The sequence below is a fragment of the Calditrichota bacterium genome (assembly GCA_020637445.1).
Taxonomy (GTDB): Bacteria; Electryoneota; RPQS01; order RPQS01; family RPQS01; genus JABWCQ01.
This window is the reverse complement of record JACJVZ010000001.1, coordinates 1,068,477-1,093,218: the sequence shown is the minus strand read 5'-3', so window position 1 is coordinate 1,093,218 and position 24,742 is coordinate 1,068,477. Positions and strand designations below refer to the sequence as shown.

At 53.2% G+C, this 24,742-nt stretch carries 25 protein-coding genes and 3 tRNA genes; 27 read left to right on the top strand and 1 reads right to left on the bottom strand.

Annotated elements, in window-relative coordinates:
- The first annotated feature begins 15 nt into the window (after positions 1-15).
- Together H6507_04585 and H6507_04580 are read left to right on the top strand one after the other, a co-directional pair.
- Entirely contained in the window at positions 16-486 is a 471-nt protein-coding gene (locus H6507_04585; GenBank protein MCB9368366.1) for a response regulator, read from the top strand.
- A 22-nt stretch (positions 487-508) separates the two neighbouring features.
- A complete protein-coding gene (locus H6507_04580; protein MCB9368365.1) occupies positions 509-955 on the top strand; it encodes a hypothetical protein in 447 nt (148 codons plus the stop codon).
- Between the two features lie 451 nt (positions 956-1,406).
- On the opposite strand, the gene H6507_04575 is transcribed toward H6507_04580, so the two are convergent.
- Complete coding sequence (locus tag H6507_04575; GenBank protein ID MCB9368364.1) at positions 1,407-2,927, bottom strand: FAD-dependent thymidylate synthase; 1,521 nt, start codon at positions 2,925-2,927, stop codon at positions 1,407-1,409.
- A gap of 272 nt (positions 2,928-3,199) precedes the next feature.
- Here H6507_04575 and H6507_04570 point away from each other — a divergent pair, with 272 nt between their 5' ends.
- The 25 genes from H6507_04570 (at position 3,200) to H6507_04450 (ending at position 24,715) form a co-directional block, all read left to right on the top strand.
- Complete coding sequence (locus H6507_04570) at positions 3,200-3,346, top strand: hypothetical protein (protein MCB9368363.1); 147 nt, start codon at positions 3,200-3,202, stop codon at positions 3,344-3,346.
- A 160-nt stretch (positions 3,347-3,506) separates the two neighbouring features.
- Positions 3,507-3,592, top strand: a tRNA-Leu gene (locus H6507_04565).
- 76 nt (positions 3,593-3,668) lie between these two features.
- Positions 3,669-4,670, top strand: a complete 1,002-nt coding sequence (locus H6507_04560) for a phosphoribosylformylglycinamidine cyclo-ligase (GenBank protein ID MCB9368362.1) — start codon at positions 3,669-3,671, stop codon at positions 4,668-4,670.
- A complete protein-coding gene (plsY, locus tag H6507_04555) occupies positions 4,667-5,263 on the top strand; it encodes a glycerol-3-phosphate 1-O-acyltransferase PlsY (protein ID MCB9368361.1) in 597 nt (198 codons plus the stop codon). The genes H6507_04560 and plsY overlap by 4 nt, the downstream gene beginning before the upstream one ends.
- Positions 5,263-6,258 (top strand): NAD(P)-dependent glycerol-3-phosphate dehydrogenase, encoded by a 996-nt coding sequence (locus H6507_04550; GenBank protein MCB9368360.1) that lies wholly within the window; start codon positions 5,263-5,265, stop codon positions 6,256-6,258. Before plsY ends, H6507_04550 begins: the two co-directional genes overlap by 1 nt.
- 9 nt (positions 6,259-6,267) lie before the next feature.
- A complete protein-coding gene (asnS, locus tag H6507_04545) occupies positions 6,268-7,578 on the top strand; it encodes an asparagine--tRNA ligase (GenBank protein ID MCB9368359.1) in 1,311 nt (436 codons plus the stop codon).
- A 253-nt stretch (positions 7,579-7,831) separates the two neighbouring features.
- Complete coding sequence (locus H6507_04540; GenBank protein MCB9368358.1) at positions 7,832-9,499, top strand: hypothetical protein; 1,668 nt, start codon at positions 7,832-7,834, stop codon at positions 9,497-9,499.
- A complete protein-coding gene (locus H6507_04535; GenBank protein ID MCB9368357.1) occupies positions 9,496-9,789 on the top strand; it encodes an acylphosphatase in 294 nt (97 codons plus the stop codon). The genes H6507_04540 and H6507_04535 overlap by 4 nt, the downstream gene beginning before the upstream one ends.
- Positions 9,779-11,176 (top strand): FAD-binding protein, encoded by a 1,398-nt coding sequence (locus H6507_04530; GenBank protein ID MCB9368356.1) that lies wholly within the window; start codon positions 9,779-9,781, stop codon positions 11,174-11,176. Before H6507_04535 ends, H6507_04530 begins: the two co-directional genes overlap by 11 nt.
- A gap of 44 nt (positions 11,177-11,220) precedes the next feature.
- Positions 11,221-11,294: transfer RNA gene (locus H6507_04525), tRNA-Arg, on the top strand.
- 60 nt (positions 11,295-11,354) lie between these two features.
- Positions 11,355-12,035 (top strand): tetratricopeptide repeat protein, encoded by a 681-nt coding sequence (locus tag H6507_04520; protein ID MCB9368355.1) that lies wholly within the window; start codon positions 11,355-11,357, stop codon positions 12,033-12,035.
- Between the two features lie 119 nt (positions 12,036-12,154).
- Positions 12,155-12,625 (top strand): hypothetical protein, encoded by a 471-nt coding sequence (locus H6507_04515; protein MCB9368354.1) that lies wholly within the window; start codon positions 12,155-12,157, stop codon positions 12,623-12,625.
- On the top strand, positions 12,622-13,938 hold the full coding sequence (gene nusA / locus H6507_04510; GenBank protein ID MCB9368353.1) for a transcription termination factor NusA: 1,317 nt from the start codon (positions 12,622-12,624) through the stop codon (positions 13,936-13,938). Before H6507_04515 ends, nusA begins: the two co-directional genes overlap by 4 nt.
- Positions 13,939-13,950: 12 nt before the next feature.
- The gene (gene infB, locus H6507_04505; protein ID MCB9368352.1) at positions 13,951-16,695 is read left to right on the top strand and encodes a translation initiation factor IF-2; all 2,745 of its coding nucleotides are present in this window, start codon (positions 13,951-13,953) and stop codon (positions 16,693-16,695) included.
- Positions 16,692-16,979, top strand: coding sequence for a DUF503 domain-containing protein (locus H6507_04500; GenBank protein ID MCB9368351.1), 288 nt, complete (start codon positions 16,692-16,694; stop codon positions 16,977-16,979). The genes infB and H6507_04500 overlap by 4 nt, the downstream gene beginning before the upstream one ends.
- The gene (gene rbfA / locus H6507_04495) at positions 16,972-17,355 is read left to right on the top strand and encodes a 30S ribosome-binding factor RbfA (protein MCB9368350.1); all 384 of its coding nucleotides are present in this window, start codon (positions 16,972-16,974) and stop codon (positions 17,353-17,355) included. Before H6507_04500 ends, rbfA begins: the two co-directional genes overlap by 8 nt.
- The gene (locus tag H6507_04490; protein ID MCB9368349.1) at positions 17,352-18,320 is read left to right on the top strand and encodes a bifunctional oligoribonuclease/PAP phosphatase NrnA; all 969 of its coding nucleotides are present in this window, start codon (positions 17,352-17,354) and stop codon (positions 18,318-18,320) included. The genes rbfA and H6507_04490 overlap by 4 nt, the downstream gene beginning before the upstream one ends.
- Before the next feature lie 3 nt (positions 18,321-18,323).
- Positions 18,324-18,983: a tRNA pseudouridine(55) synthase TruB gene (truB, locus tag H6507_04485; protein MCB9368348.1), complete on the top strand. Its 660-nt coding sequence runs from the start codon at positions 18,324-18,326 to the stop codon at positions 18,981-18,983.
- A gap of 3 nt (positions 18,984-18,986) precedes the next feature.
- Positions 18,987-19,970 carry a bifunctional riboflavin kinase/FAD synthetase gene (locus H6507_04480; protein MCB9368347.1) on the top strand — a complete coding sequence of 328 codons (984 nt, stop codon included), beginning with the start codon at positions 18,987-18,989 and terminating at the stop codon, positions 19,968-19,970.
- A gap of 31 nt (positions 19,971-20,001) precedes the next feature.
- Positions 20,002-20,271, top strand: coding sequence for a 30S ribosomal protein S15 (gene rpsO / locus H6507_04475; GenBank protein ID MCB9368346.1), 270 nt, complete (start codon positions 20,002-20,004; stop codon positions 20,269-20,271).
- A gap of 50 nt (positions 20,272-20,321) precedes the next feature.
- The gene (locus tag H6507_04470) at positions 20,322-22,517 is read left to right on the top strand and encodes a polyribonucleotide nucleotidyltransferase (GenBank protein MCB9368345.1); all 2,196 of its coding nucleotides are present in this window, start codon (positions 20,322-20,324) and stop codon (positions 22,515-22,517) included.
- A gap of 29 nt (positions 22,518-22,546) precedes the next feature.
- Positions 22,547-23,794, top strand: coding sequence for an insulinase family protein (locus tag H6507_04465; GenBank protein ID MCB9368344.1), 1,248 nt, complete (start codon positions 22,547-22,549; stop codon positions 23,792-23,794).
- On the top strand, positions 23,795-24,235 hold the full coding sequence (dut, locus tag H6507_04460; protein MCB9368343.1) for a dUTP diphosphatase: 441 nt from the start codon (positions 23,795-23,797) through the stop codon (positions 24,233-24,235).
- A gap of 54 nt (positions 24,236-24,289) precedes the next feature.
- Complete coding sequence (locus H6507_04455; protein ID MCB9368342.1) at positions 24,290-24,661, top strand: MerR family transcriptional regulator; 372 nt, start codon at positions 24,290-24,292, stop codon at positions 24,659-24,661.
- A tRNA-Pro gene (locus H6507_04450) sits at positions 24,639-24,715 on the top strand. The genes H6507_04455 and H6507_04450 overlap by 23 nt, the downstream gene beginning before the upstream one ends.
- The last annotated feature ends 27 nt before the right edge of the window (positions 24,716-24,742 follow it).

Here is a 24,742-nt window from a genome sequence, read left to right as displayed (position 1 = left end):
ACTGGGAGGCAGTGCATGGCTCGTATTCTCGTAATAGATGACGATCATGATTATCGTTCCATCTTGCGCGAATTCATCGAAGGGCGAGGGCACACGGTTCTCGAAGCCGAGAATGCGTCGAGTGGCACGGATATCTTTTTGCGCGAGAAGATCGACCTCGTCGTTTCGGATTTCATGATGCCGGAAAAGTCGGGGATGGAACTCTTGAGTGAGCTTAAGAACATTCATCCCAAAGTTCTGTTCATTATGGTCACCGGTTTTGCGTCGCTCGACACGGCCAAAGAAGCCATGCGGCTTGGTGCCTACGATTTGCTCTCGAAACCGGTGGACATGGATCAATTGTCTTCCGTGATGCAGCGTGCGCTGTCGACTATTGAACTGCAAAGTAATCTCTCCACCGTTCGCGGAGTGAATATCGCTCTGATGCTTTCGATTCCGCTATGGTTGGGTGTTGGTTATCTTCTCTTTCGCTTCATCGGACGGTAAACTCGGATAAGGAGAAACAACGATGATCAGAAAACATGTTGCTGCCGCGGCGCTGACTTTTGTGGTTGCCGCAAGTCTTCTTGCTTCGTCTTGTAAGACAAGTAAAAAGATCACCGGACCGAACGACCCGAATCCTTCAACTTATTCCGTGGTTCTTCGGGCGGACGACACACTGCGCTACTTGGTGAACAATGAAAACATCATTACAGTGCGCGTTTTCAATGGACAAACCGTGCCAGCCGGTGTCGAGATTCGCTGGCGAACCGAGTCCAATGTAGGCTACATCGACGACAACAATCAGACAATCTTTGCGCAGTCGGACACGAACTCGTTTCCGTGTGGTTCTAATCCATGTTTAGATTATCACTGCGATGACACGACTTTGGCTAAGGATGCACTGTTCGCTTATGCTGTTGTTGGTGCTGAGACTGTTGCAACTACAAGTGTCGGATTCTTCCTAAAACATTGATTCTATAACAAATAAAAGTTCCAAAGAAAAAGCCGCTCATCTGGGCTGCTTTTCTTTGCAGTATGCTTGTGCAAATGTTGTACTCGGATTACGCACGAAGAGCATATAGTATGCATGAAGTGCATCACAATTTCACATGAATTTCCCAAAGTTTACTGCTTCTTTCAACGAGGATGTGAATTAAGTGCTTTATAAATATTTATTTAAAGTGTAATCACTTTATGACATTTTAAAGTGCAGCTTCTGGCACACATCCTGCATTAGTTATATTCAGAATTTGCAGACATCGCGAATTCTACCGTGCAAGATAAGGAGTGCTGGAAGAGTGGTAGTTCACGTGTTTATACCCCGGGACCCACCAAGATCGTAGCTGACACTTGGAAAGCACTCTTAATTTAAACGCCCGACTGGAAATCCAGTCGGGCGTTCTGATTTTTTCACGTGAAACGTTCTAACTCTGGAAATACGAACCGTAGGCCTGGTCGTAAGTATCTTTTCCAGATGTTAAGGCAAGAAGGTTTGGCCACTTAGGTTTAATCAGTTCAAGCATTTTGTTGGCCAATGCTTGGATTTCCCATTGCGCGTGCTTATCGCATCTAAGTCTTGACAAATGATAAAGTTCGCGCGCGTTCACGAAGCACATCACGCGCTTGACATGCGCATTGGTCAGCAAGTAAGGAGCAACTTGGGGATCAAGTGTCTTGGCTGTTTCTATTGAGTTTGTAACAGCTCGTTCGAAAACATCCGTCTGACCAGTTTCAGTAATCGAAGGCGGTACAATAGCAGCAGAATCAACTTGATAACCCTGCACCAATTGAGTCATGAGACGGTGTCTTTTGAACTGAGCATAGCACGTCGCGCTCATCTCGAGAACAAAGCTGGCTGTCGCCAACTCAAACTCACGATAAACAGGATCGTGTGCCCCGAGTTTCTGGAACAACTTCCGCCAAACAGCTTTTTGGTCGGGAGCCGACTGTGAACTTCCGGACGAGAATGAAAAAGCCCTGAGAACTTTCTCTTCGCCAGAGGAATCGAAGTCCACCAACTCGGCGGATGGTTCTGAACGAAATTCGAAGTTTTTTTGCCGCTTCGATTTGCCAAAGAGCTCTGCCACACTCACTCGGTTTTCTCTGGGGAATTCCGCTCGCGACGTGTATTTCACCAGTGACGGAGCCATGCGGCCGACCGCGTTGTGAAGCGCTTGACCGAGCTCGCGAACTTCCGTGAGTGGATGATCCGACAACTCCCAGAGCAAATGCTCCAAATTGCGAGCGTTTAGAGTCATTCCCATCTGGGTCGAGCAGCAGAGCGGAAGCAAATAGCGCGCATCTTCTTTGGCACGAGTCTCGAGATCGCGGATCTCTGTCTTGCTCATGCCATCCGTATCCTCGGGAGTATGATGCCGCTGCAAACTCTCGAAAATCTCGTTGTACGCGGCGAACAGCTCGCTGACTAACTTACGGTAAACCTGTTCGTGACCGGTTCCGAGAATTTCGTTTGGAGCGATGTAATCTTCGCCGATCGTGATGTATCTTTGAGATTTTTCGGTGAAGCTTTGCAGCCTGTGAAACTGCAACTCTTCGGCGGCAAGCCGCGAGAGATGCGACACGTCGAAATTGAACGCCGCATGTTCGGCGACCGACGCGTGGCCCAACCCGAAAATAATATTATCGTTTGACTTGCGAGCACGGGCGACGCTGAACCTGGCCGAGCGGCGGAGTTCGGTCACATGGGACGGATCGCGGCTGATTCTGGCATAAGCTGCCGAGATGGTTTCGGGAGTGAAGGCTTCGAAATCGATGCGCGACCGCAGCTCTTCGCCCAATTGCTCGACGCGAGCCTTGAGTTCGGAAGCCGAGGGAGTGTTGCCCATCGACTTAGAGAGATCGTCCAGCTCTCTAAGAATATCGAGAGTTTCGGACAGGAGTTCTGAATCTACGTTATAACCGGCAAGTCGAACGATTGGGGGCATCTACTTGGGGGATGGGGGATGGGGGATGGAATTCCCTCAAGTATAGCGATTTTGGACGGGATGTGAAAGGGGCTTACTCGTCGGACAGAAATCGGAGTAGATATGAGGTAAGAGGTATGAGCCAAGAAGTGGAAAATATGAAATCTGAAGTATGAAATATTCAGATTTCGGCCGGGTTGCGGAGGACCTTAACCCGGCTCGGCGTTAGGGGCACCCGCAGCGGGTGCCGCCGCGAGAATGCAGAGGGGTCCTTCAGCCGCGGCGGCTTCAGGATGACAAAGCGCTTGGAGGTCTTGGTGTGCGGGGCAGGTGAAGACACCTGCCGCCGCGAGATTTGGGATTTGGCGGCTTGCATTGCGCGGGTGGATTGCCATCCGCCCCTACATTCGCGTGTCGTACTTGGAAGCACGACCTCGTAAGCTCAAAACTTGTTAGGTTTCCGGCTTGCGTTTTTGGGGCTAAGTCCTTATATTCCAGCTTACGTTTGTCACCGCTTTCCACCGGTTTGTTGGCGTGACCGCTATAGTAATTGGCCCCCCACGATTACTAAGCTCCGCCCGCTGGTGGTTTTTCTTCCCTGCCGGGGTGGCGGAACTGGTAGACGCAGCAGACTCAAAATCTGCCGGGGATTACTCCCCGTGCCGGTTCGATTCCGGCCCTCGGCACCCTGGCCCGTCTTTGTACGGGCCTTTTGTTTGTGCTTGTTAAGCACTTATTGTTTTTTAATTTATACTCTGAAAAATGTCTTCTAACTACGCCACATCTGGAGTAAATTTAGACCGCGCCTCGGCTGCGAAAAAGCTGATTTCACAGGCTGCGAAATCCACTCATACTGCCAATGTGGTGCGCGGAATCGGGCTGTTTGGCGGGTTTTTCGCGCTGGACGAGGCGCCGGACGGGCAGGTGCTGGTGGCCTCGACCGACGGGGTGGGGACGAAGGTGCTGCTCGCGGCGCAACTGGGGAAAATCTCCGGGCTGGGCGAGGACTTGGTGCAGCATTCGATCAACGATATCCTCGTGTGCGGGGCCAAGCCGATTTTTTTCCTCGATTATTTGGCGTTCGGGAAACTGGTGCCGGAGATTGCTGGGACGCTGGCCGAAAGTCTGGCGCGCGGATGCAAGGCGCATGGGGTGGCGCTGATCGGAGGCGAGACGGCGGAGATGCCCGGACTCTACGAAGAAGGCCATTTTGATTTGGCTGGAACGATTGTGGGGACGGTGCGGCGCGACCGGATTTTTGACGGATCGAAAGTGCAGAAGGGCGACGTGTTGATTGGAGTTTCGTCGAGTGGGCCGCATACGAATGGGTATTCGCTGATACGAAAAGTGCTCGAGCCGAAGATTGAATCGGGGGAAATTCACTCGATTAAGCTCTCGGACAAGACGCCGTTTGTTGATGCCGTGCTTGAGCCGCATCGTTGTTATTGGAATTTGATGCACGGATTGCTTGCGCATCCGGGACTGCATGCAATGTCGCACATTACGGGCGGCGGGCTCGTTGAGAATACGGAAAGAGTTTTGCGCGAGGGGCTGTCGCTTGAAGTGGATTGGGATGCTTGGGAATTGCCTGAGTTGTTCCGGTTGATTCAGGAATGGGGGAATGTTGCGGATGAAGAGATGCGGCGCGTGTTCAATTGCGGCATCGGGTTAGTGTTAATTTGCGGCGCGGACTATGTTTCTGAGATTGAAGCGTACTTTGCGACGCTCAATGAGCAGGTGTTCGAAATCGGGCGCGTCGTGTGAGTGTTTATCTTGCGGCATTGATCGGCTACCTTGTCGGGGGAATTCCGACGGGGATTTGGCTCTCGAAGTTGATTGCGGGCAAGGATCCGCGCGCGAGCGGATCAGGCAGCTCGGGAGCGACGAATGTGTCGCGCGTGTTGGGTAAGAAGTGGGGGATTGTTGTTCTCTTACTTGACGCTCTAAAAGGATTCGCGCCGGTGTTTTGGTTGGCTCCGCTGATCTTTTCCGAAAATTTGGTTGAAGTGAAGATTGTGATAGCGTGCACGGCGGTCATGGGGCATGTGTTTACGCCGTATGCGAAATTCAAAGGCGGAAAAGGCGTGGCGACGGCGGCAGGGGCGATGGCGGCAATCAGTGCGAGCGCTCTGGGATATTCGATGATTGTGTGGGCGATAGTGTTTGCGGTGACGCGACGAATTTCGCCTGCATCTCTGACTGCGGCTGTTTCGTTTCCGATTTTCCTTTTGGCGGGCAAACAGAATCAACCGGCAATTGTGATCGCGAGCGGAGTGGTGATTGCGGGATTTTTGTTTTATACGCATCGACAAAATATTGCGCGACTTCTGAGCGGCACGGAACCGAGGTTCTTCTGATGAAGATTGCTGTTTTAGGTGCAGGAAGCTGGGGAACGGCGCTGGCGATTCACGCGGGCGGCATCGGGCACGAGGTGCGGTTGTGGGCACGCGATTCGGCGCACGCGAAACTCTTGCAGGAGTCGCGGAGAAACACGCGCTATTTGCCGGACGGAAATCTGAACGACCGAATTTTTGTGACGTCGGATTTGGAACGCGCTGTGGCAAATGCCGATATTTTGGAGTTTGCTGTGCCGTTGCAGGCGACGCGACAATTTGTTTCGCAATATGCCGGCGTTCTTCCGAAAGCGCTGTGGATCGGGACGTCAAAGGGAATTGAGAGCGCGACAGGAAAATTCGAACATGAGATTCTGAAAGAATCTTCGCCGAATTTTTCGAGCGAAAGATATGCTGCGCTGTCGGGGCCGACTCTGGCTGCGGAGATTGCGTTAGGAATGCCGACGTCGGCTGTGATTGCGAGTACGAACGAGGAAACGAGCCGTGACTTGCAGCTTGCGCTGTCTTCGGAGAAGCTGCGGTTGTATCGCTCGCGTGACGTAATCGGAGTTGAGTTTGCCGGAGCGATGAAAAACGTCATAGCGCTGGCCGCCGGAATGGTGGATGGGATGGGATTTGGCGCGAATACGAAAGGGACATTGATTACGCGCGGATTAGCGGAGCTTTCGAGACTTGGAGCGGCCGTCGGGGGTGAGCGCAAAACGTTTATGGGTCTGTCGGGAATGGGAGATTTGGCGACGACGTGCATTTCGGCGCGCAGCCGTAATCGTACGGTGGGCGAATTTATCGGGCGAGGGGAATCGCTTGAAGCTGCTTTGAAGAAAACGGGGCAGGTCGCTGAAGGCGTGTATACAGCCCGAGCCGCTCTCGAATTGGGGCTAAAGCGCGATGTGAGCGTGCCGATAACGGAAGGCGTGTGTGCAGTTTTGGAAGGAAAGTTAACCGCTCCGGACGCTGTGCGGGGACTTATGGAACGAGAACTCAAAGAGGAAGACTAAGAGGACAACATGGCGACACCTACTGCGCCGCATGTTTATTTGGAAGATATCGGGAAGTACGACGGACAAGATGTTTTGCTCAAGGGCTGGCTCTATAACAAGCGCTCGTCGGGTAAGATTCGATTTGTCATGCTCCGCGACGGTACGGGGTTGATACAATGCGTGGGTTCCATTAGTGATATCGGCGACGAGGGATTTGCCGCGGTTGATTCGCTGTCTCAGGAATCATCTTTGATGGTTGTAGGCACGGTGAAAGCGGAGCCGCGTGCGCCGGGTGGTTTTGAATTGATCTTGAAGCAAGTGATTCCCGTCACTGCGGCGATGGGGGAGTTTCCGATTTCGCCGAAAGAACATGGCACGGCTTTTCTGATGGACAACCGTCACTTGTGGCTGCGCAGCAAGCGGCAGGTGGCAATTATGCGCATTCGCCACGCGATCGTAAAGGCGATTCGAGATTTCTTTGACGGGCGTGGATTCACGTTGTTCGATCCTCCGATCTTTACGAACGCGGCATGTGAAGGCACGTCGACGTTGTTTGAAACAGATTACTTCGGCGAGAAGGCCTATCTATCTCAATCCGGGCAGCTCTACGGCGAATGCGGAGCGATGGCCCTTGGCAAGATATATACGTTCGGTCCGACGTTTCGCGCGGAAAAGTCGAAGACGCGCCGGCACCTCACGGAGTTTTGGATGATCGAGCCGGAAGTCGCGTATATGGATATGTGGGGCGCGGCGGAACTTGCCGAAGACATGTTGTGTTTTATCGTGCAAAGAGTGCTCGAAACGCGCATGGAAGAGCTAAAGGTCATTGAACGCGAGATTGCCGTACTCGAGAAGATTCAAAAACCGTTTCCGCGCCTTTCATACACGGACGCGATTGACGTGTTGAAAAAGGGTGGACACGATATTGAGTGGGGCGGAGACATCGGTGGAGACGAAGAGACCACAATCTCCAACGAGCATGACCGTCCGACCATTTTGTACCATTTCCCGGCCGATCTAAAGGCCTTTTATATGAAACGCGACGCGACGAATCCAAAGCTCGCGCTTGGGTTTGACGTATTGGCTCCAGAAGGCAAAGGAGAAATTGTCGGCGGCGGCCAGCGTGAAGATGACTACGATGAGCTTGTAAAGCGCATACATGAGCACGGTCTCAACGTCGAAGACTTTGAGTGGTTTCTTGATTTAAGAAAGTACGGAAGCGTGCCGCATGCGGGATTCGGACTCGGACTTGAACGCACGGTCGCGTGGGTTTGCGCGCTTCCGCATGTGCGCGAGACGATTCCGTTCCCGAGGATGATCTCGAGATTGAAGCCCTGAGAAAATCCCAATTCCCAATTCCGGAGGCGCGTTGCTCAAGTCTCAGGGATGACGGCCGGAGGCCGACGGTAGTAGGATTGGGAAATCCCAAATCCCAAAATTACAAATTCCAACGCAGCGGGATTGCGCTTGGTTGTTTGACCCCCCCCTTGCCCCCCCCCGGAAGACCGGGGGGGGAATGAATGAACTTGTTTGGATGCTTTGATTTGCTCCTTTTTGCTTTGTGGATTTGCATTTGACGAAGGAGGTTCGCATGAAAACGTTTGTGTTCGTGATGTGTTTGGCGTCGGCCGTGATGGGACAGGTGACGATTGATCAAAGCAACTGGCCTTATGGCTCTGACCAAATCGGCAACTATTGGAATTATTTCAATACATCGTCCAATGTAGCCGTAAACCTCGGAACAATTAATCCGTTGCAGCAAGGTGGCACGTGGGACTTCTCCACGGGACCTACAACTTCTACGGCGACCAGCGAAATCCGGACAGTTGCTGCGGCTCCGCAGCCTGCTCCGGCGCAAACAACTTTTACGGAATATCAGACTCAGGGCGGTCAAGCACAGTGGCTCTACGAAGACGAAACTGCGACCGGAACATTTGCGCGGGGTGTCTCGCAAAACGGTTCGGTGTATCCGTATGACGCGCCATTCTGGAACATCTACCACTATCCCATGACCTATGGAACGACGTGGTCTTCAAGTTGGACGTGGGGCGAAGAAGCATTGGGCGTTCCGATTCAAGAGACTCGCGACTGCGAAATTGTAGGTTGGGGAATGGTCACGGTTCCGTTTGGCGGGCCGATGCAATGTTTGGTGATGCGAACGCTGCAAACTTCCTACGCGGAGTTTATGGGGATTCCAATTCTCGATCAACTTTATCGTTCATATGAGTGGATCGTTCCGGGAATAGGAAGCGTCGTTGCGATTCTGTCCGTCGACGGAGAGACAAGTTGGTTGTTCAATACGGCCTCCGGCTATTTTCGATTGGACGAGACGAATTTGGGCGGCGATTTGCAGCCGCCGGTGATTGCGGGAGTTACGGACTTGCCGGATTCGCCGAGTCCGGGGCCCTACAGTGTATCGGCGACCATTACGGACGACAGCGGTATCGAGTCCACTCTGCTTTACTATTCAGTTGACGGCGGTGGATATGCCAGCACGGGACCTTCGAACGTGAATGGAAACATTTTCACATTTGAGATTCCGACACTGACGGGTTCGCCCGTCCAAGAAGTGCGTTATTATATTTGGGCACGCGACAATTCGGTAAATCAGAATAGCGCAACGAATCCGGCGAACGCGCCGACCACGTACTTTTCATTTAGTTGGATCAATGACAACTTGCCGCCGGTGTTCACGGGTGTGACCGTGTGGCCGTCGCCGACGAATTTCAACGGGCCCTATCCGGTGCAGGCGACCATCACGGATGACAACGGGATATTGTTTGCATCACTGCACTATCGATTTGGAAGCGGAGCGTGGGAAGAAGTTCCGTCCGGGGGAAACGTCGGAGATGTCTACTCGTTTGAAATTCCGTCGATATCGGCGACAACAATTGTCAGGTACTATCTTGAGGCTGTTGACAACTCGGGATTTTTCAATACTGGATTTTATCCCGCGGCGGGGCAATCGGGACCGGTGGTGTTTCAAGCCGTGTTTACTATTCCGGCCGATCCGCGCGCAGTCGAAGATTTGACAATTGTGCGAGTCGGTGACGACATTCTCCTGAATTGGAGTCCCGTGACACAAGATATCAACGGAAATCCAGTCATTATCGACCACTATGATATCTATCGGGGAACGGCCGGCGACGGAAGTGATTTGACACTATTTGACAGTTCGACGACAAGTGATTTCACGGATACGGGCGTACTGGCCGGACAACCCATGCATCAATACGTCGTGATTGCAGTCAGTCAATGAGCGAAGAGTTCGTCAGATACAAAGTTGTCGTGGTTGGCACCGTTCAAGGCGTCGGTTTTCGATATTTTGTGTTCGAACGGGCACATTCGCTCGGAATTACAGGTTGGGTACGAAATCTGCGTGACGGCAGAGTGGAAGCGGAAATCGAAGGGGATCAAGATTCCGTGAACCAGTTGCTCGACTCTATGCGCGAAGGGCCGACGTTTTCGCATGTTGAAAAGGTGACGACTTTTCCATTGGGTACGGGCAAACAATTTTCAGATTTTAGAGTGGCGGCAGATGGACAGTAGTGCGCTTGAGGCTCTTCGGAATGCTCTTGGCGACAATGAATTGTTGTTGCCGGGAGACTTGAATTTCGAGGCATACGGCAGCGACGAGACGGAAGATTTGTATTTCGCGCCGGAGGTTGTTGTCCGAGCTAAGTCGGTCGAGAGCGTGATTGCGACGATGAAAGTCGCCGATCGATTCTCAGTGCCCGTCGTGACCAGAGGAGGTGGGACGGGACTTTCGGGTGGGGCGCTTCCCGTTTATGGGGGGATTGTACTTTCGACCGAGCGGTTAAACCGCATTCTCGAAATTGATCGAGATAACTTTTTCGTAAAGTCGGAACCGGGAGTGATTACTCAGGTTCTGCAGGAAGAAGTTGAAAAGACGGGGTTATTCTATCCGGTTGATCCGGCGAGCCGCGGGTCGTGCACGATCGGAGGAAACGTCGCGGAAGGAGCGGGAGGTCCGCGCGCGCTGAAATACGGAACGACGAAAGACTACGTGTTCGGCGTCGACGTTGTGCTGGCGAACGGCGAACTTGTTCAGTACGGCGGAAAGCGGCTGAAAGACGTCACCGGATTGAACATGGTTCAGCTCTTTGTGGGAAGTGAGGGCATTCTCGGTGTCGTGGTGGGGATTACGCTCAAGCTGTTGCCTTTGCCGACACACCGGCGGACGTTGATGGCTCCGTTTCCGACTTTGGAGAGCGCGGCTGCCGCTGTTCCGGCGATCATGCTGCGCGGAGTGGTTCCATGCGCGCTTGAGTTTATGGAACAGGCATGTCTCAAAGCGATTGAAGACCGACGAGGAGAGAAGGTACCGCATTCTGAAGCCGCCGCGTGTTTGTTGATTGAAGTGGACAGTGTGCATGAAGAAATGCTCGACCGGGAGATGGAGATCATTGGTGAAGCACTGCTTGAATGCGGAGCGACGGATGTTGACGTGGCGGAAGGCCCAGCTCAGCAGTTGAAGCTATGGGAGATTCGACGGGCGGCAGGCGAAGCGGTGAAAGGGATTTCGCCGTACAAGGAAGAAGATACAGTTGTGCCACGCTCGAAATTACCGCAACTTGTCAAAGGCGTTCACGAGATTTGTGACCGTCACGGAGTACGGATGATTTGTTATGGTCATGCCGGCGACGGGAACATTCACGTGAATCTGCTTCGTGAAAGGACGGAGCAGAGTGAGTGGGACAAGCGAACAGCGCTTGCGATTCCGGAGATTTTTGAACTGACAGTTTCGCTGGGAGGGACGATCAGCGGTGAGCACGGGATTGGCTACGTGCAAAAGAGCTACTTGAGACAGGGGCTGTCGGGTGCGGCGATTGAGAGTATGCGACAAGTGAAGCAGGCTCTTGATCCCAAGGGGATATTGAATCCGGGAAAAGTGTTTCCAGATTTGGCCAATTGACGGGCTTGACATTTACTTGCAAGCACATTATATTAATTGGTTTGGCCCCCGTAGCTCAGATGGATAGAGCGAGAGTTTCCTAAACTCTGCGTCGGAGGTTCGAGTCCTCTCGGGGGTACGAAGGGCTTGAACCGCAGAAAGTTACTCAGAGACAGTTTTCTTAAACTAAGCAATTACAATGGCTAAATCAGCAGCCCACCGAGGCGGACGCCTCACGAAAGAAGAGCTAAAGCACGATACCTTCGTTGAAACCGCAGCCAAGGTTGAGAGCTATTATGAATCCCATAAGCAGAATGTCTGGTATGCGGTCGCGGCGGCCGTGATCGTGATTGTGGGAGTCATGGGACTGACCCGCTGGATGGGCAGCAGTGCAAAAGCGGAGAGCTTTGAGCTGATGAAGGCCAAGACGTCCTATGGTCAGCACAATTTGGGCGACGCACAAGCGAAGTTCCAGACGGTGCAAAACGACTTTGGCGGAACGGCAGCGGCCGAGGCACAGTACTATATTTCGCGGATCAAGTTTGACCAAGGCGACTATACTGGTGCAGCTTCGGGCTTTGAGGCCTGTGTGACGAACTACTCGCCTGACCAAGAAACATTGGAAGCCTCATTTGCCGGATGGGCGGCTGCGTTGGAGGCTTCCGGCAAGGATGCAGAAGCTGCGGCGAAGTATGAAGAAACGGCAAATAAGTTTCCGCAGTCGGCATTTGCTCCAGAGGCCCTAACTCAGGCTTCTCGGTTGTATCTTAAATTAAATCAGAATGATAAGGCTTTGGCCGCTGTGGACAAGATTGTCCAGAAATATCCCGAATCGCAGGCCTACAACAAGGCCCGGACTCAGGTGGATCAGCTTCGTTAATTCCCTGCCTGCTTGCATTTGGCGCCCAACTTTGCTATATTCTTCGAGTCAAGAGTGAACTTATGAAAAGTGGGCCAACGCCCGCTTTTTTGTTTATTTCCCCTTAGCTGAAAACGGAATTGGAACGACTCGAATCACACGTGCAAGCTCTGCTTGCAGAGCATGGCTTTAAGATGCTGGAGTATTCCCAGAATACGCGAAACGGCACGACACATTTGCGCGTCGTGGGTGATCGCGAAGTGGGGAGTATCTCAGTGGACGATTGCGCCATGCTCACGCGTGAACTGCGCAACTTGATCATTGAGCAGAAACTGCTCAATGACGACTTTCGTATTGAGATAAGTTCGCCGGGATTGGATTATCCGCTGAGGGAAACTTGGCAATTCAAGAAGAACATCGGCCGTCTGCTGAAGGTTAGGATTCCGGGTCCGAAGGGACCGAAGGACATTCGCGGCAGGTTGGTTGATTATGACGAAACCGCAGGGGTCACCTTGCAGGCGGAGTCACAGGTACATCAGCTGGGGCAAGCGGACATACTGTCCGCCGTTGTGCTGCCTGAATTCAAGTCACCAGTGGAGTTGAAGCGATGAATTCCCCGATTGTAGAAGCTATCGGCCAAATTCTTCAAGACAAGAGCATTGACCGCGACGCATTTCGCGAGATCATCGAGGGAGTATTCCATGCGATGATCAAGAAGAAATACGGCAATGCCGAGAATTTCGACGTAATTTTCAATATCGACAAGGGCGATATAGAAATCTTCTGCGAGAAAGAGATTGTTGATGACGACGATCTGACAGATCCGGTCATGCAGATGCCGCTGTCGCGCGCGCTCAAGATCGACGACGACCTTGACATCGGCGATACGTACGCGGAACTCGTGGACATCAACGAATTCGGCAGACGACTGGTGATGACCGCGCGCCAGAATTTGACTCAAAAGATTCGAGAGATAGAGAAAGAGAATATCTACAGCGAATTTTCGGAAAGACTGGGCGAAATTGTAACTGGAGAGATTCACCAGATCAACCGCAAAGAGCTGCGCATTCATCTGGACCGCTATGAGGCTCTGATGCCCAAGTCGGAGCAAGTGTACAATGAGAAGTACGTGCGCGGTAAATCCGTGCGCGGCATCATCAAAGAAGTTCGCCGGACGACGAAAGACCCCGAAGTCATCGTTTCGCGAGCCGCGCCGGGTTTCGTCACGAGACTGTTTGAACTTGAAGTCCCGGAAATTTTCGACAACATCATCGAGATCATGGGCGTTGCCCGGGAAGCGGGCGACCGCACGAAGATCGCGGTGCGCAGTCATGACAAAAGAATCGATCCGGTTGGCGCATGTGTCGGTATGAAAGGAATTCGAATTCAGGCAGTCGTGCGTGAGCTTGGCGGAGAAAAGATCGACATCATTCACTGGAGTGCCGATCCTGAAATTTACGTCAAGCGCGCTATGTCTCCCGCGACGCCGTTGCTGGTCGTTTATGATCAGGAATCAAACAGTGCGACCGTGGTGGTGCCGGATGACCAGATTCAATTTGCGATCGGAAAGCGCGGCCAAAATCTCAGACTCGCGTCGGAGTTGACGGGTATTCCCATCGAGCCCATTAAGGAATCCGAGTATCTTGCTCCGGAACCGCTGCAGATTTCCGAAGTCAACGAATTGGACGAAGAGACGAAGAACCGGCTGATCGAGGCTGGATTTGAAACCGCGGACGACGTGCTTGACGCGGGAGACCTGAAGGTCATGGAGGCGACTCAGTTCGAGCTGGGACGCGTGCGCGAAATTATGGAGATTCTCAATACGTATTTCGTCACCGAAGAAGAGTCAACGGGCTCAACAGAAGGCGACGAAGCCGGAAATAGTGAGACTCAACGAGAGCCCGAGACGAAAATCGAAGGGTAAGGAAGCTACTTTTTGAGCGCTGCAAAGCAAAAGAAAATCTATCAAGTTGCCAAAGAGCTGAACGTCGCCAGTCCGGCGATCGTTGAGTTCTTGGAGGATCGCGGCTTTGAAGTTTCCAAGTCGCCAAAACATATGTCTCCAATGACCGACGAGATGTATGATGAGGTGGTGAAGAAATTCGATCCGTCGCGTTGGCAGGAAATACACTCTGCCGAGCAATTGACAGAGCCTGAAAATCTCCGCGCAGAGTCCGAGCGCGCCAGAACGGATCAGCTTGAAGAGTTGCTTAGCACCGCCGCAGAGCAAGAAATCGACTCTGCGTCCACGCTGATCAAGCAAGTCGAAGCCGAAGAAGCGAAGCGCGAAGAAGAGCGCAAGACGGAAGAAGAGAAAGAACGGGAAAAAGCCGAAGCAGAAGCACGCGCCAAAGCCGAGGAAGACGAACGTCAGAAGCGCGAAGCGGAAGAGCGTGCCGCGGAACGGTCGAAGAAAGAAAAAGAAGAGATCGCGAAGCGCCGCAAGGAGATCGAAGCTCAGCGAGCCGCAGACGCTGCGCGCAAGCAAGCCAGAGCGGACGCCGCGAAAGCTCGTTCGGAAGCCAAGACCGCGAAGGGCGAAAAGAAGCCTGCCGCAGGCAGACCCGCTACTCCGGGGACTCGTGTTCCACGACCTGATGCAGGTGCGACCGCTCAGCCCGCTACTCAAGAGGGCTCGAGCGATCAGCGCAAGCGCCGCGCTCCGACCAAAGCTGATATTGAGCGCATCGAGAAGCAAAAGCGTCTGATCGCCGCTCAGAAGCAGGAGAAAGCGAAACGCACTCCGGCCGTTGACGAAAGTCGATCCCGACGCAAAGTCAAGACCAAACGCAAAGAAGTCAATCAGGCTGAGGTCGAAGCCTCGATTCGTCAGACGCTCGCGTCGATGGATTCCGGAAAGCGCCGCGCGAAACGCCGAGACAAAATTACAGGCGAGTTGGTCGAGACGCAGGATAACATTTTGCAGCTTACCGAGTTCGTTTCGACGCAGGAACTCGCAAATCTGATGGACGTCGAGGTTGCTGAAGTCATCAAGAAATTCTTCTTGATGGGCAAACTGGTCACAATCAATCAGAGACTTGAACGAGATTTGATCGAATTGATGGCGGATGAATTCGGATTCCGCGTCGAGTTCGTATCTGACGAAGAAGAAGTCGAGCAGGATCTGAAGGACGAAGAAGATGCTCCGGAAGATCTTGTACCGAGACCGCCGGTCGTGACCGTCATGGGACACGTCGACCACGGTAAGACGTCGCTGCTCGACTACTTGCGCAAGACTTCTGTTATCTCGGAAGAGCATGGCGGGATTACGCAGCATATCGGCGCCTACGAAGTTGTTCACAAAGGCCGCACGATCAGTTTCCTCGATACGCCCGGTCACGAAGCGTTTACGGCCATGCGCGCCCGCGGTGCGCAGGTTACCGACCTTGTGATTTTGGTGATTTCGGCTGACGACCAAGTACGCCCGCAAACACTGGAAGCTTTGAGCCATGCGCAGTCGGCTGACGTGCCGGTTGTCGTGGCAATCAACAAGATCGACCGGCCCAACGCGGATCCTGAGAAGATTCGAAAGCAGCTCGCCGAACACAATGTGTTGGTCGAGCAATGGGGCGGCAAGGTTCAATCGGCGGAGATATCCGCGAAATTCGGTCAGGGAATCGACGCTTTGCTGGAAGAAGTGTTGTTAGCCGCGGATATTCTTGAACTCAAGGGTAATCCACAGCGACGCGCGCGTTCGACCGTCATCGAAACGCGTATCGACAAGGGCCGCGGCGTCGTAGCCACGATTGTGATTACGAACGGCACGCTTCACGTCGGCGATTATTTTGTCGCCGGCCAACAGTGGGGCAAGGTGCGTACGCTGCTGGATGAGAACAACAAACAAATCGACAACGTGGGACCGGGACGTCCGGCGCAGGTCGTCGGGTTCTCCGGCGCACCGCAAGCAGGTGACGCGCTTGTCGCATTTGACAGCGAACGCGAGGTAAAAGACATTGCGATGCGCCGTCAGCTTTTGCAGCGCGAGCAGACTTTCCGCCAAATCAAGATGCTCAGTTTGGATCAGATTTCCCAGCGAATCCGCGAAGGCGAATTGCGCGAACTGCCTTTGATTATCAAGGGCGACGCAGACGGTTCAGTGGAAGCGATTTGCGATCAGCTGCAGCGACTGGGCACGAAAGAAGTTGCCGTTAAGATCGTCCATCGCGGAGTCGGCGCGATCAGCGAAAGCGACGTGCTGCTTGCCGCGGCCACGGGTTCGATTATTCTCGGATTTCACGTGCACCCGAATCTCAAGGCACGCGAGTTCGCGATGCGCGAGAGCGTAGATATCCGGGTCTACCGCATTATTTACGAAATGGAAAACGACATCCGCGAAGCTCTGGAAGGCATGCTCAGGCCGGACAAAAAGGAAGAAGTTGTCGGACTTATCGAAGTTCGTCAGACGTTCCGAGTGCCGTCGGCGGGAACGATTGCCGGCTGCTTCGTCGTTTCGGGAATAATCAAGCGACAGAGCCAGATTCGGTTGCTGCGTGACGGAAAACAGATTTGGTCCGGTACCGTCGGTTCGCTTAAGCGTTTCAAGAACGACGTTAGCGAGGTGAAGTCGGGCTATGAATGCGGAATCCTGCTGCACAACATGAACGACGTGAAAGAAGGCGACTCGATTGAAGTGATCCAAATCACCGAAATCAAGCGCACGCTCGAACAGTCGGTGGCATGAAATGCTGCGTCGGTGTGATGACCTGCACGCTGCATCTGCCTCACAGTCATTCCTTGAAAGATAGACGAAGCGCGGTCAATTCAATCAAGGAACGCGTGCGCAACAAATACAACGTTTCCGTGAGCGAGGAAGCGGGCGAGACTTGGCAGATTGCGAACATGGCGTTCGCGTGCGTCGCGGTAAGCGAGCGTCATGTGGAAGCGCAGTTCGGCTCGATACGAGCATTGATCGAAGAGGATGAGCGAGTCTTGATGTTTGATCCGCGGGTGGACTACTATGTCTAATCAACTTCGACAAAATTCCGACGGACCGCGCAGGCCGCTTAGGTTGGCAGCGGAACTTGAACGTGAGATTCCGGGAATGATCCGGGACATCGCAATTGACATGCGAAGTGTGCTGATTTCAGTGACAGGTGTGACGGTCACCGATGACTTGTCGATGGCGCACGTTTATTTCAGTATTATCGGCGAATCCGCGAGCGGGATTGAGATCGAACATGAATTGAACAAGCATAAGGGGAAGTTCCGCACAGCGATTGCCAAACGGTTCGTGATGCGGCAACACCCGGACGTGCGGTTTCATTTTGACGAAACGCCCGCGAAGGCGGCGCGCATCGAAGAGCTTCTGAAACAGGTGCGGGGCGGAGAAGATCAGTCGTGAAGTTTTCGTCCGCGGAGATCGCCGCGCTTCGTCCGTTTCTTGAATCTCCGCGTGTCTTGATTTCGGCCCACGTTCGTCCCGATCCCGACGCGATCGGGTCCGTGCTTGCATTGCGGGAAGCGGTCCTGCAATGCGGAGGAACACCAGTATGCGTAATGGAGGACGAATGTCCTACGCGCTGCACGATGCTTTTCGGAGCAAGTGAGATCGTGACCCTGAGCGGCACAGCCGGGCTGAAACCGTTTGACGACGTGATCGTTGTCGATTCGGGGAATCGCGAGAGAATCGGAGACGTCGAAAGTTTGGTTTCGAAGTCCGCAAGAATCGCCAATCTCGACCATCATATTTCCAATACGAAATTTGGCCACGTCAATCTTGTCGATACGGACGCTTCGGCTTCGGGTGAACTGCTCTTTGACTTGTTCGAGGAATTGAAAGTAAGTTTGACGGCGACGATGGCGACGAATTTGCTTGCCGGCATTTTGACGGACACGGGGAGATTTCGCCATTCGAACACGACGCCCAAGACTCTGAGAGTCGCGGCCAATCTCGTGGAAGCCGGAGCGAAGATTTCCGAGTTGACTGAGCAGCTCTACTATTCGATTCCCGCAAAAGATGTGAGATCGACGGCGCAGATTCTTTCTACGCTCGAGCTTCACGCTGAAGGCAGAATTTCTACGATGTTCGTTCCTTTGGATTACGTCGTAGAAGATCCCGATAACCTTGTGGACTTAGGACGAGCGATCGACGGAGTGGAGGTCGCCGTGTTGTTTTCCGAAATGGATGACGGGCGAATACGCGTTTCGCTGCGCTCGAAGTCGATCGTAAATGTCTCAGCCATAGCCGAGTCGTTCGGGGGCGGAGGGCACGAACGGGCAGCAGGTTTTAGAATGTACGGCACGCTGCGCTCCGTTCAAGCGAGACTTTTGCCGAGCCTGATGCACGCGCTTGACCAGGCGAAATAGGAATTGAACGGACTCGTACTTCCGATAGACAAACCTGCGGGGTGGACGTCATTTGACGTTGTCGCAAAATTGCGCGGCGGTTTGAAATGGAAAAAGGTGGGGCATGCGGGCACGCTCGATCCGGCTGCCACGGGTTTGCTCATTGTTGTGTTCGGGAATTGCACTTCCGACTCGGAAAAATTCATGGGACTCGGTAAGCGCTATCGCGGAGTCGTCAAATTAGGTGTGACGACAGATACTGACGATCTCGACGGTCAAGTTACCGGCGAGACGGAGGTCCGGTGGAACGTGACCGAAATCGAGAACGCCGTTCAGCAGTTTCAAGGGGAGATATTGCAGGCACCGCCGTCCGTGTCGGCGATTAAGATCGACGGCAAACGCAGCTACAAACGGGCGCGAAAAGGCGAAGAAGTCAAACACGCGCCGCGTCCCGTCGAAATTGAAGAGATCAGAATTGTTGAGTTGGACAATCCTTTTGTGACGCTTGATATTCGCTGCAGCAAAGGCACATACATTCGGTCGATTGCACGAGACCTTGGCCGCGAGCTCGGCTGCGGCGGCACGCTGGCATCACTCAGGCGCACCGAGATCGGTCCATATTCGGTCGACGACGCTTGGGAAATTGGCGAAGTTTTGATGCATCCGGAATTCAGGGGGCAATAAGGAATGCACATTCATCGACAGGAGTTGCCGGAATCCGTCACGCGCAACAAGACCGCAGTCACCGTGGGGAGTTTTGACGGACTGCATCTTGGCCACAGGCAAATTGTCTCCAAGCTCTTGGGCGTGGCAACTGCTCACGGCGAGACTCCACTGGCCGTGACGTTCGATCCGCATCCACGATCGCTGTTGCTCGGCGATGACAAGAACATATCGATGCTGTACAGCTTCGACGAAAGAATGGATTTGCTCTCCCGCGCCGGTATTGAAAACGTCTTTGTCATTGACTTCGACGAGTCGTTCCGCAGGCTGCAGCCGCGCGAGTACGCCGAGCAAATCATCATAGGAAAGTGGAATGCCGGGCATATTATCGCGGGATATAACCACTCGTTCGGCAAGGACCGGGCGGGTGATCATGAAAGTTTGATTTCGCTCGGGCGCGACCTTGGCTTCGGCGTTGAGATTGTTCCTCCCGTCGTCATCAAAGACGAAGTGGTCTCGTCGACAGCAATTCGCCGCCACATCATGGAAGGTGACTTGCCGCTGGCGAACGCGATGTTGGGACGCAAGTTTTCTCTTGCAGGACGAGTAATTCGTGGATTTGCGCGGGGCAGAAGAATGGGTTGTCCGACTGCGAACCTCGGCGAGATCGCGCAAGGGAAGATCGTTCCGCGCGACGGCATCTATGCGGCAATCGCGGAACTCAACGAATACGCTTATCCAGCCGCTGTTTCAATCGGATTTAACCCGACTTTTGGGGGGCAACGGCATTCGATTGAAGCACACATCCTTGATTTTGATTTGGACATTTATGACCGCACTCTTACGCTGCGAATCTTGAAGCGGCTGCGCGGTGAAATCAAGTTCAGCGGCGAAGAAGCGTTGTCCGTGCAAATGAAGCAAGATATCTCAGACATTCGAAGCATATTGGTTGAAGAAGGCTATAGCCTCGAACCCCGACGCCTATTGCCTGAAGAAAACGTCATTTGACAACAAGAAAATAGAAACAAGAGAACCAGAGATGGCAGAAGCATCTAATCCGCGCCGTGAACTTGTGGAAAAGTTCGGACGTACGAAGAATGACACCGGAAGTCCGGAGGTCCAAGTTGCGCTGTTGACGCACCGCATCAACTACTTGACCGAGCATCTGAAGTCGAACAAGAACGACAATCACTCGCGTCGTGGTTTGCTGCTCCTCGTGGGCCAGCGCCGCAGAATTTTGAAGTATCTGAACAAGAAAGACGTTAATCGTTACCGCGAACTCGTGAAGCAGCTTGGCTTGCGCGGCTAATTCGTGTTTCGAAACGTGAACTGGAGAAGGAGAAGGAGAAAAGAGCAATTATGACACGCGAAACACTTGAACTTGGCGGCCTGCCGCTGACTCTTGAAACCGGCCGCATGGCGAAACAAGCCGACGGAGCGATCTGGCTTACGTACGGTGAAACGACGGTGCTGGCGACGGTTTGTGCGAATCTTGATTCGGACACTGATTTCGATTTTATGCCGCTTACTGTGGACTACCGCGAAAAGATGTACGCGGTGGGCCGCATTCCGGGCGGATTTTTCAAACGTGAAGGACGTCCTTCAGAAAAGGAAACGCTGTCGGCGCGCTTGACGGATCGTCCGTTGCGCCCGTTGTTCCCCGAAGGATTCAACAAAGAAGTTCAGATTATGATCAACGTCTTTTCATCGGACGGTGAACATGATCCGGATGTGTTGGGAACAGTTGCGGCTTCGGCAGCTCTGGCGATTTCGCATGTTCCGTTTTTGGGACCGGTGGGATCGGTGCGCATGGGCTACGTGAACGGCGAGTTTATAGTAAATCCGACGTTCAAGCAGCTTGAAGAATCGGCTTTGGACGTCGTCGTTTCGGGAACCGCCGAATCGATCATGATGATCGAAGGACTTGCGAAGCTCGTTGACGAAGATACGTTCCTGAAGGCGATTGAAGTGGCGCACGGCGAGATCAAGAAGATTGTCGAGCTGCAGAAGAAACTCGCGAGCTTGATCGGCAAAACAAAGGCTGTGTTTGAACCCGCAGAAAAGAACACGGAGCTCTTGGCGCGACTGGAGAAAGATTACGATTCGAAAGTTGCCGAATTGACCAAGATTGCGGAAAAGCAAGAGCGCAAGAAAGCGATGAAGGCTATCGTGGCCGAAGCCGCTGAGGCGCTGGCTGTTGAATTTCCGGACGAAGACGGTGAAATCAAGTCATGGGTGAACGAGCGATTCGACAAGATCGTGCGTGTGCGCGCCGTGAAAGAAAAAGTTCGTCTTGACGGACGCGGTCACACGGATATCCGTCAGATTACGTGCGACGTGGATATTCTTCCGCGTGTTCACGGAAGTTCGCTGTTTACTCGCGGTCAGACGCAAGCGCTCGGCTCGATTACGCTTGGCGCAAAGTTTGACGAACAGAAAGTCGACGGCATCGATGGCGTGTATTTCAAGCCGTACATGCTGCACTACAACTTCCCGCCGTTTTCCGTCGGTGAAGTACGCAAGTTTTTGGGGCAATCCCGCCGCGAAGTCGGTCACGGCAATCTCGCTTGGCGTGCGATTCAGCCGGTGCTGCCGGCATGGGACGATTTCCCGTATACGATTCGTGTCGTGTCGGAAGTTTTGGAATCGAACGGAAGCTCGTCGATGGCGACGGTGTGCGCAGGATGCATGGCTTTAATGGCCGGAGGCGTTCCTCTGAAATCACCGGTCGCGGGTATCGCGATGGGCTTGATCGAAGAAGACGGACAGTTTGCGATTTTGTCTGACATTTTGGGTGATGAAGATCATCTCGGTGACATGGACTTTAAGGTCACGGGCAATGAACACGGCATCACCGCGTGCCAAATGGATATTAAGATCACGGGTATTTCGATTGATCTGATGAAGACAGCGATTCGCCAAGCTCGTCAGGGTATCGATCATATTCTCGGCAAGATGCGTGAGGCGATTCCGGAGCCGCGCCCGATGATTTCGCCATTTGCTCCGCGTATCGCGTTCTTTACGGTGGATCCGGACAAGATCGGTTTGATCATTGGACCGGGAGGAAAGACGATTCGCGAGATCATTGCCCGCAGCGGCGCGCAAATTGACATTGAAGACACGGGTCAGATTTGCATTTCGGGTCCGAGTTCAGAAGAGGTCGAAAAGGCGCTGACGATTTTGCGCGGCATGACGGAGAATCCGGAAGTAGGAAAGGTCTACGACGGCAAAGTGACGAAGATCACTGACTTCGGCGCGTTCGTTGAAATCTTGCCGGGTCGTGAAGGACTCTTGCACATCAGCGAAATTGAACACCGACGTGTTGCAAAGGTTTCCGATCATCTGAATGTCGGAGATCCTGTCAACGTTAAGTTGGTCAAGATTACGCCTGAAGGCAAACTTGATTTGTCTCGCAAGGCTCTCTTGCCGCGTCCTGAAGGCATGCCGGAAGAAGAACCGCGGGAACGCCGCGATCGCGGAGATCGTGCGCATGGCCGTGACAAACACCGCGGTGATCGCAAGCCGAGAACCGAAAAGGTTGAAGACGAAGATTAGTCTGTAAAGAACTCACAAAGGACTGCAGCTTGGCTAAGGCTTCGCTCTACAACAAATCCGTATTGCCGAATGGCATCAGATTAGTCACTGAGAAAATTCCCAGCGTTCGCTCGGCGGCGCTGGGAATTTGGGTGACGGTGGGATCGCGGCACGAATCGGAAAAACTGAACGGTATCTCGCACTTCATCGAGCACATGGCGTTCAAAGGAACGGCAACACGCTCGGCGATGGACATAGCGAAGACGATTGAACGCGGCGGTGGGCACATCAATGCCTTTACCGGCAAAGAACTGACGTGCTTTTATGTGCATGTGTTGGACGAGCAGTTGCCGACGGCAGTGGATATTCTGTGTGACATTCTCCAGAACTCGATGTACGCGCCTCAGGAAATGGAGAAAGAGAAGCAGGTGATTCTGGACGAAATCCGGGATCACGAAGATATGCCGGACGACGTCGTGCATGAGCAGTTCGTCGGACAGGTGTTTGAGGATCATCCGATTGCGCGACCTATATTGGGTCCGCCGCAGAATGTGAAGTCGTTTACGCGCGAGGATATTCGCGAGTTTATGGCGGAGCATTACAATCCTTATAGGATAATTGTAGCGGCGGCGGGAAACGTGAAGCATGCGCAATTGGAGAAGATGATTGCACAGAAGCTCGCGGCTAAGGCGAAAAAACTGAAAACGGTGAAGCAGCCGATTCATGCTTTGAAGCCAAGTTTCGAGCGGAATAGTCGACCTATTCAACAGGCGCATATGCTGATGGGCGGACGATCCGTTCCGTACAACTCGAAAGATCGAATCGCGATTTCGATGCTAAGTACGGTGCTCGGTGGAGGCATGTCGTCGCGGTTGTTTCAGAACATTCGCGAGAAGCACGGCATCGCGTACGCAGTTTACTCGTATGTGGATTCGTTGTCGGACGTCGGATATTACGGCGTGTATTTGGCGACGGACAAGCAGCGAGTGGACCGCGCGGGTGAGATGGTGCGGAAAGAGTTAGTAGATTTGCAGGAGCGTCCGCTTTCGAAGGCTGAACTTGAGGAGATTAAGATTCAGTACAAGGGTGGACTGATGCTCGGGCTGGAAAATACGTCGAGCCGGATGATGAGACTGGCGCGCATGGAGATCTATCAGGGTCGCTATGTGCCGCTGGATGAAATCAGCGAAAGGATCGACGCAGTGACACCGAAGAAGATACAGAGTATGGCCAACGTGTTATTTGATGAGAAGAACATTGTGACTGCTGTGCTCGAACCCAACGGCAAGAAATCGTAAGTGAGTCTGGTTGTCCCCATTGTCAGGCTCGCCCATGCTCCGAAGAATTTGCCAGAGTACGCGACGCTGGGCGCGGCGGGAATGGATTTGTGTTTGGCGGGCGAAGCGACGACGCTTGCTCCGGGTGAACGTAAGCTATTGCCGACGGGCTTTCAGATTGCGATCCCTGACGGATACGAAGGGCAGGTTAGGCTGCGGTCCGGATTTGCGCGGCGCAGCGGTTGCCTGATGCCCAACGCACCGGGGACCATCGACTCGGACTACCGAGGCGAACTGATGGTTTTGTTGATGAATGTTTCGAATGAACCAGTGACAGTCGAGAGCGGCGAGAGGTTTGCGCAGTTGATTATTAGCCCCGTGGAAAGAATCACGTGGCACGAGACGGACACCTTGAACGGGAGTGAACGCGGCAGCGGCGGATTTGGCAGCACCGGACGATAAGCCCTTGCGAAATAGCCGCGAAATAGTTATGTTCTTCGAAGTATGAGCAGCGTGATGGAAAAAAAGGACACGCGAGTTCCGCAGCTTAAGAAGTTGTACCATTCGATTGGCGAAGTCTCCGAGTTAATCGGAGTGCCTGCTCATGTTTTGAGATATTGGGAGAGTGAGTTTCCGCAGCTTCACCCGAAAAAGGGGCGCGGGGGAAACAGATTGTACACGGAAAATGACCTTGGATTGTTGACGCGGATTCACGATCTGCTGTACAACAAGAAATTTACCATCGCCGGCGCGCGCAAACAGCTTCAGCTTGGGCTGGATGACGTGGAAGAAAAACCGGCGCCGATGGATGTTTTGTCCGAGGTCAAACAGGAATTGAAAGAGATTTTGAGTTTGCTGAATACGTCGGGGCGTGGCGCAGCCCGGTAGCGCACCACACTGGGGGTGTGGGGGTCGCTGGTTCAAATCCAGTCGCCCCGACCAAGAGACACACGGGAACCCTCCCGTGTG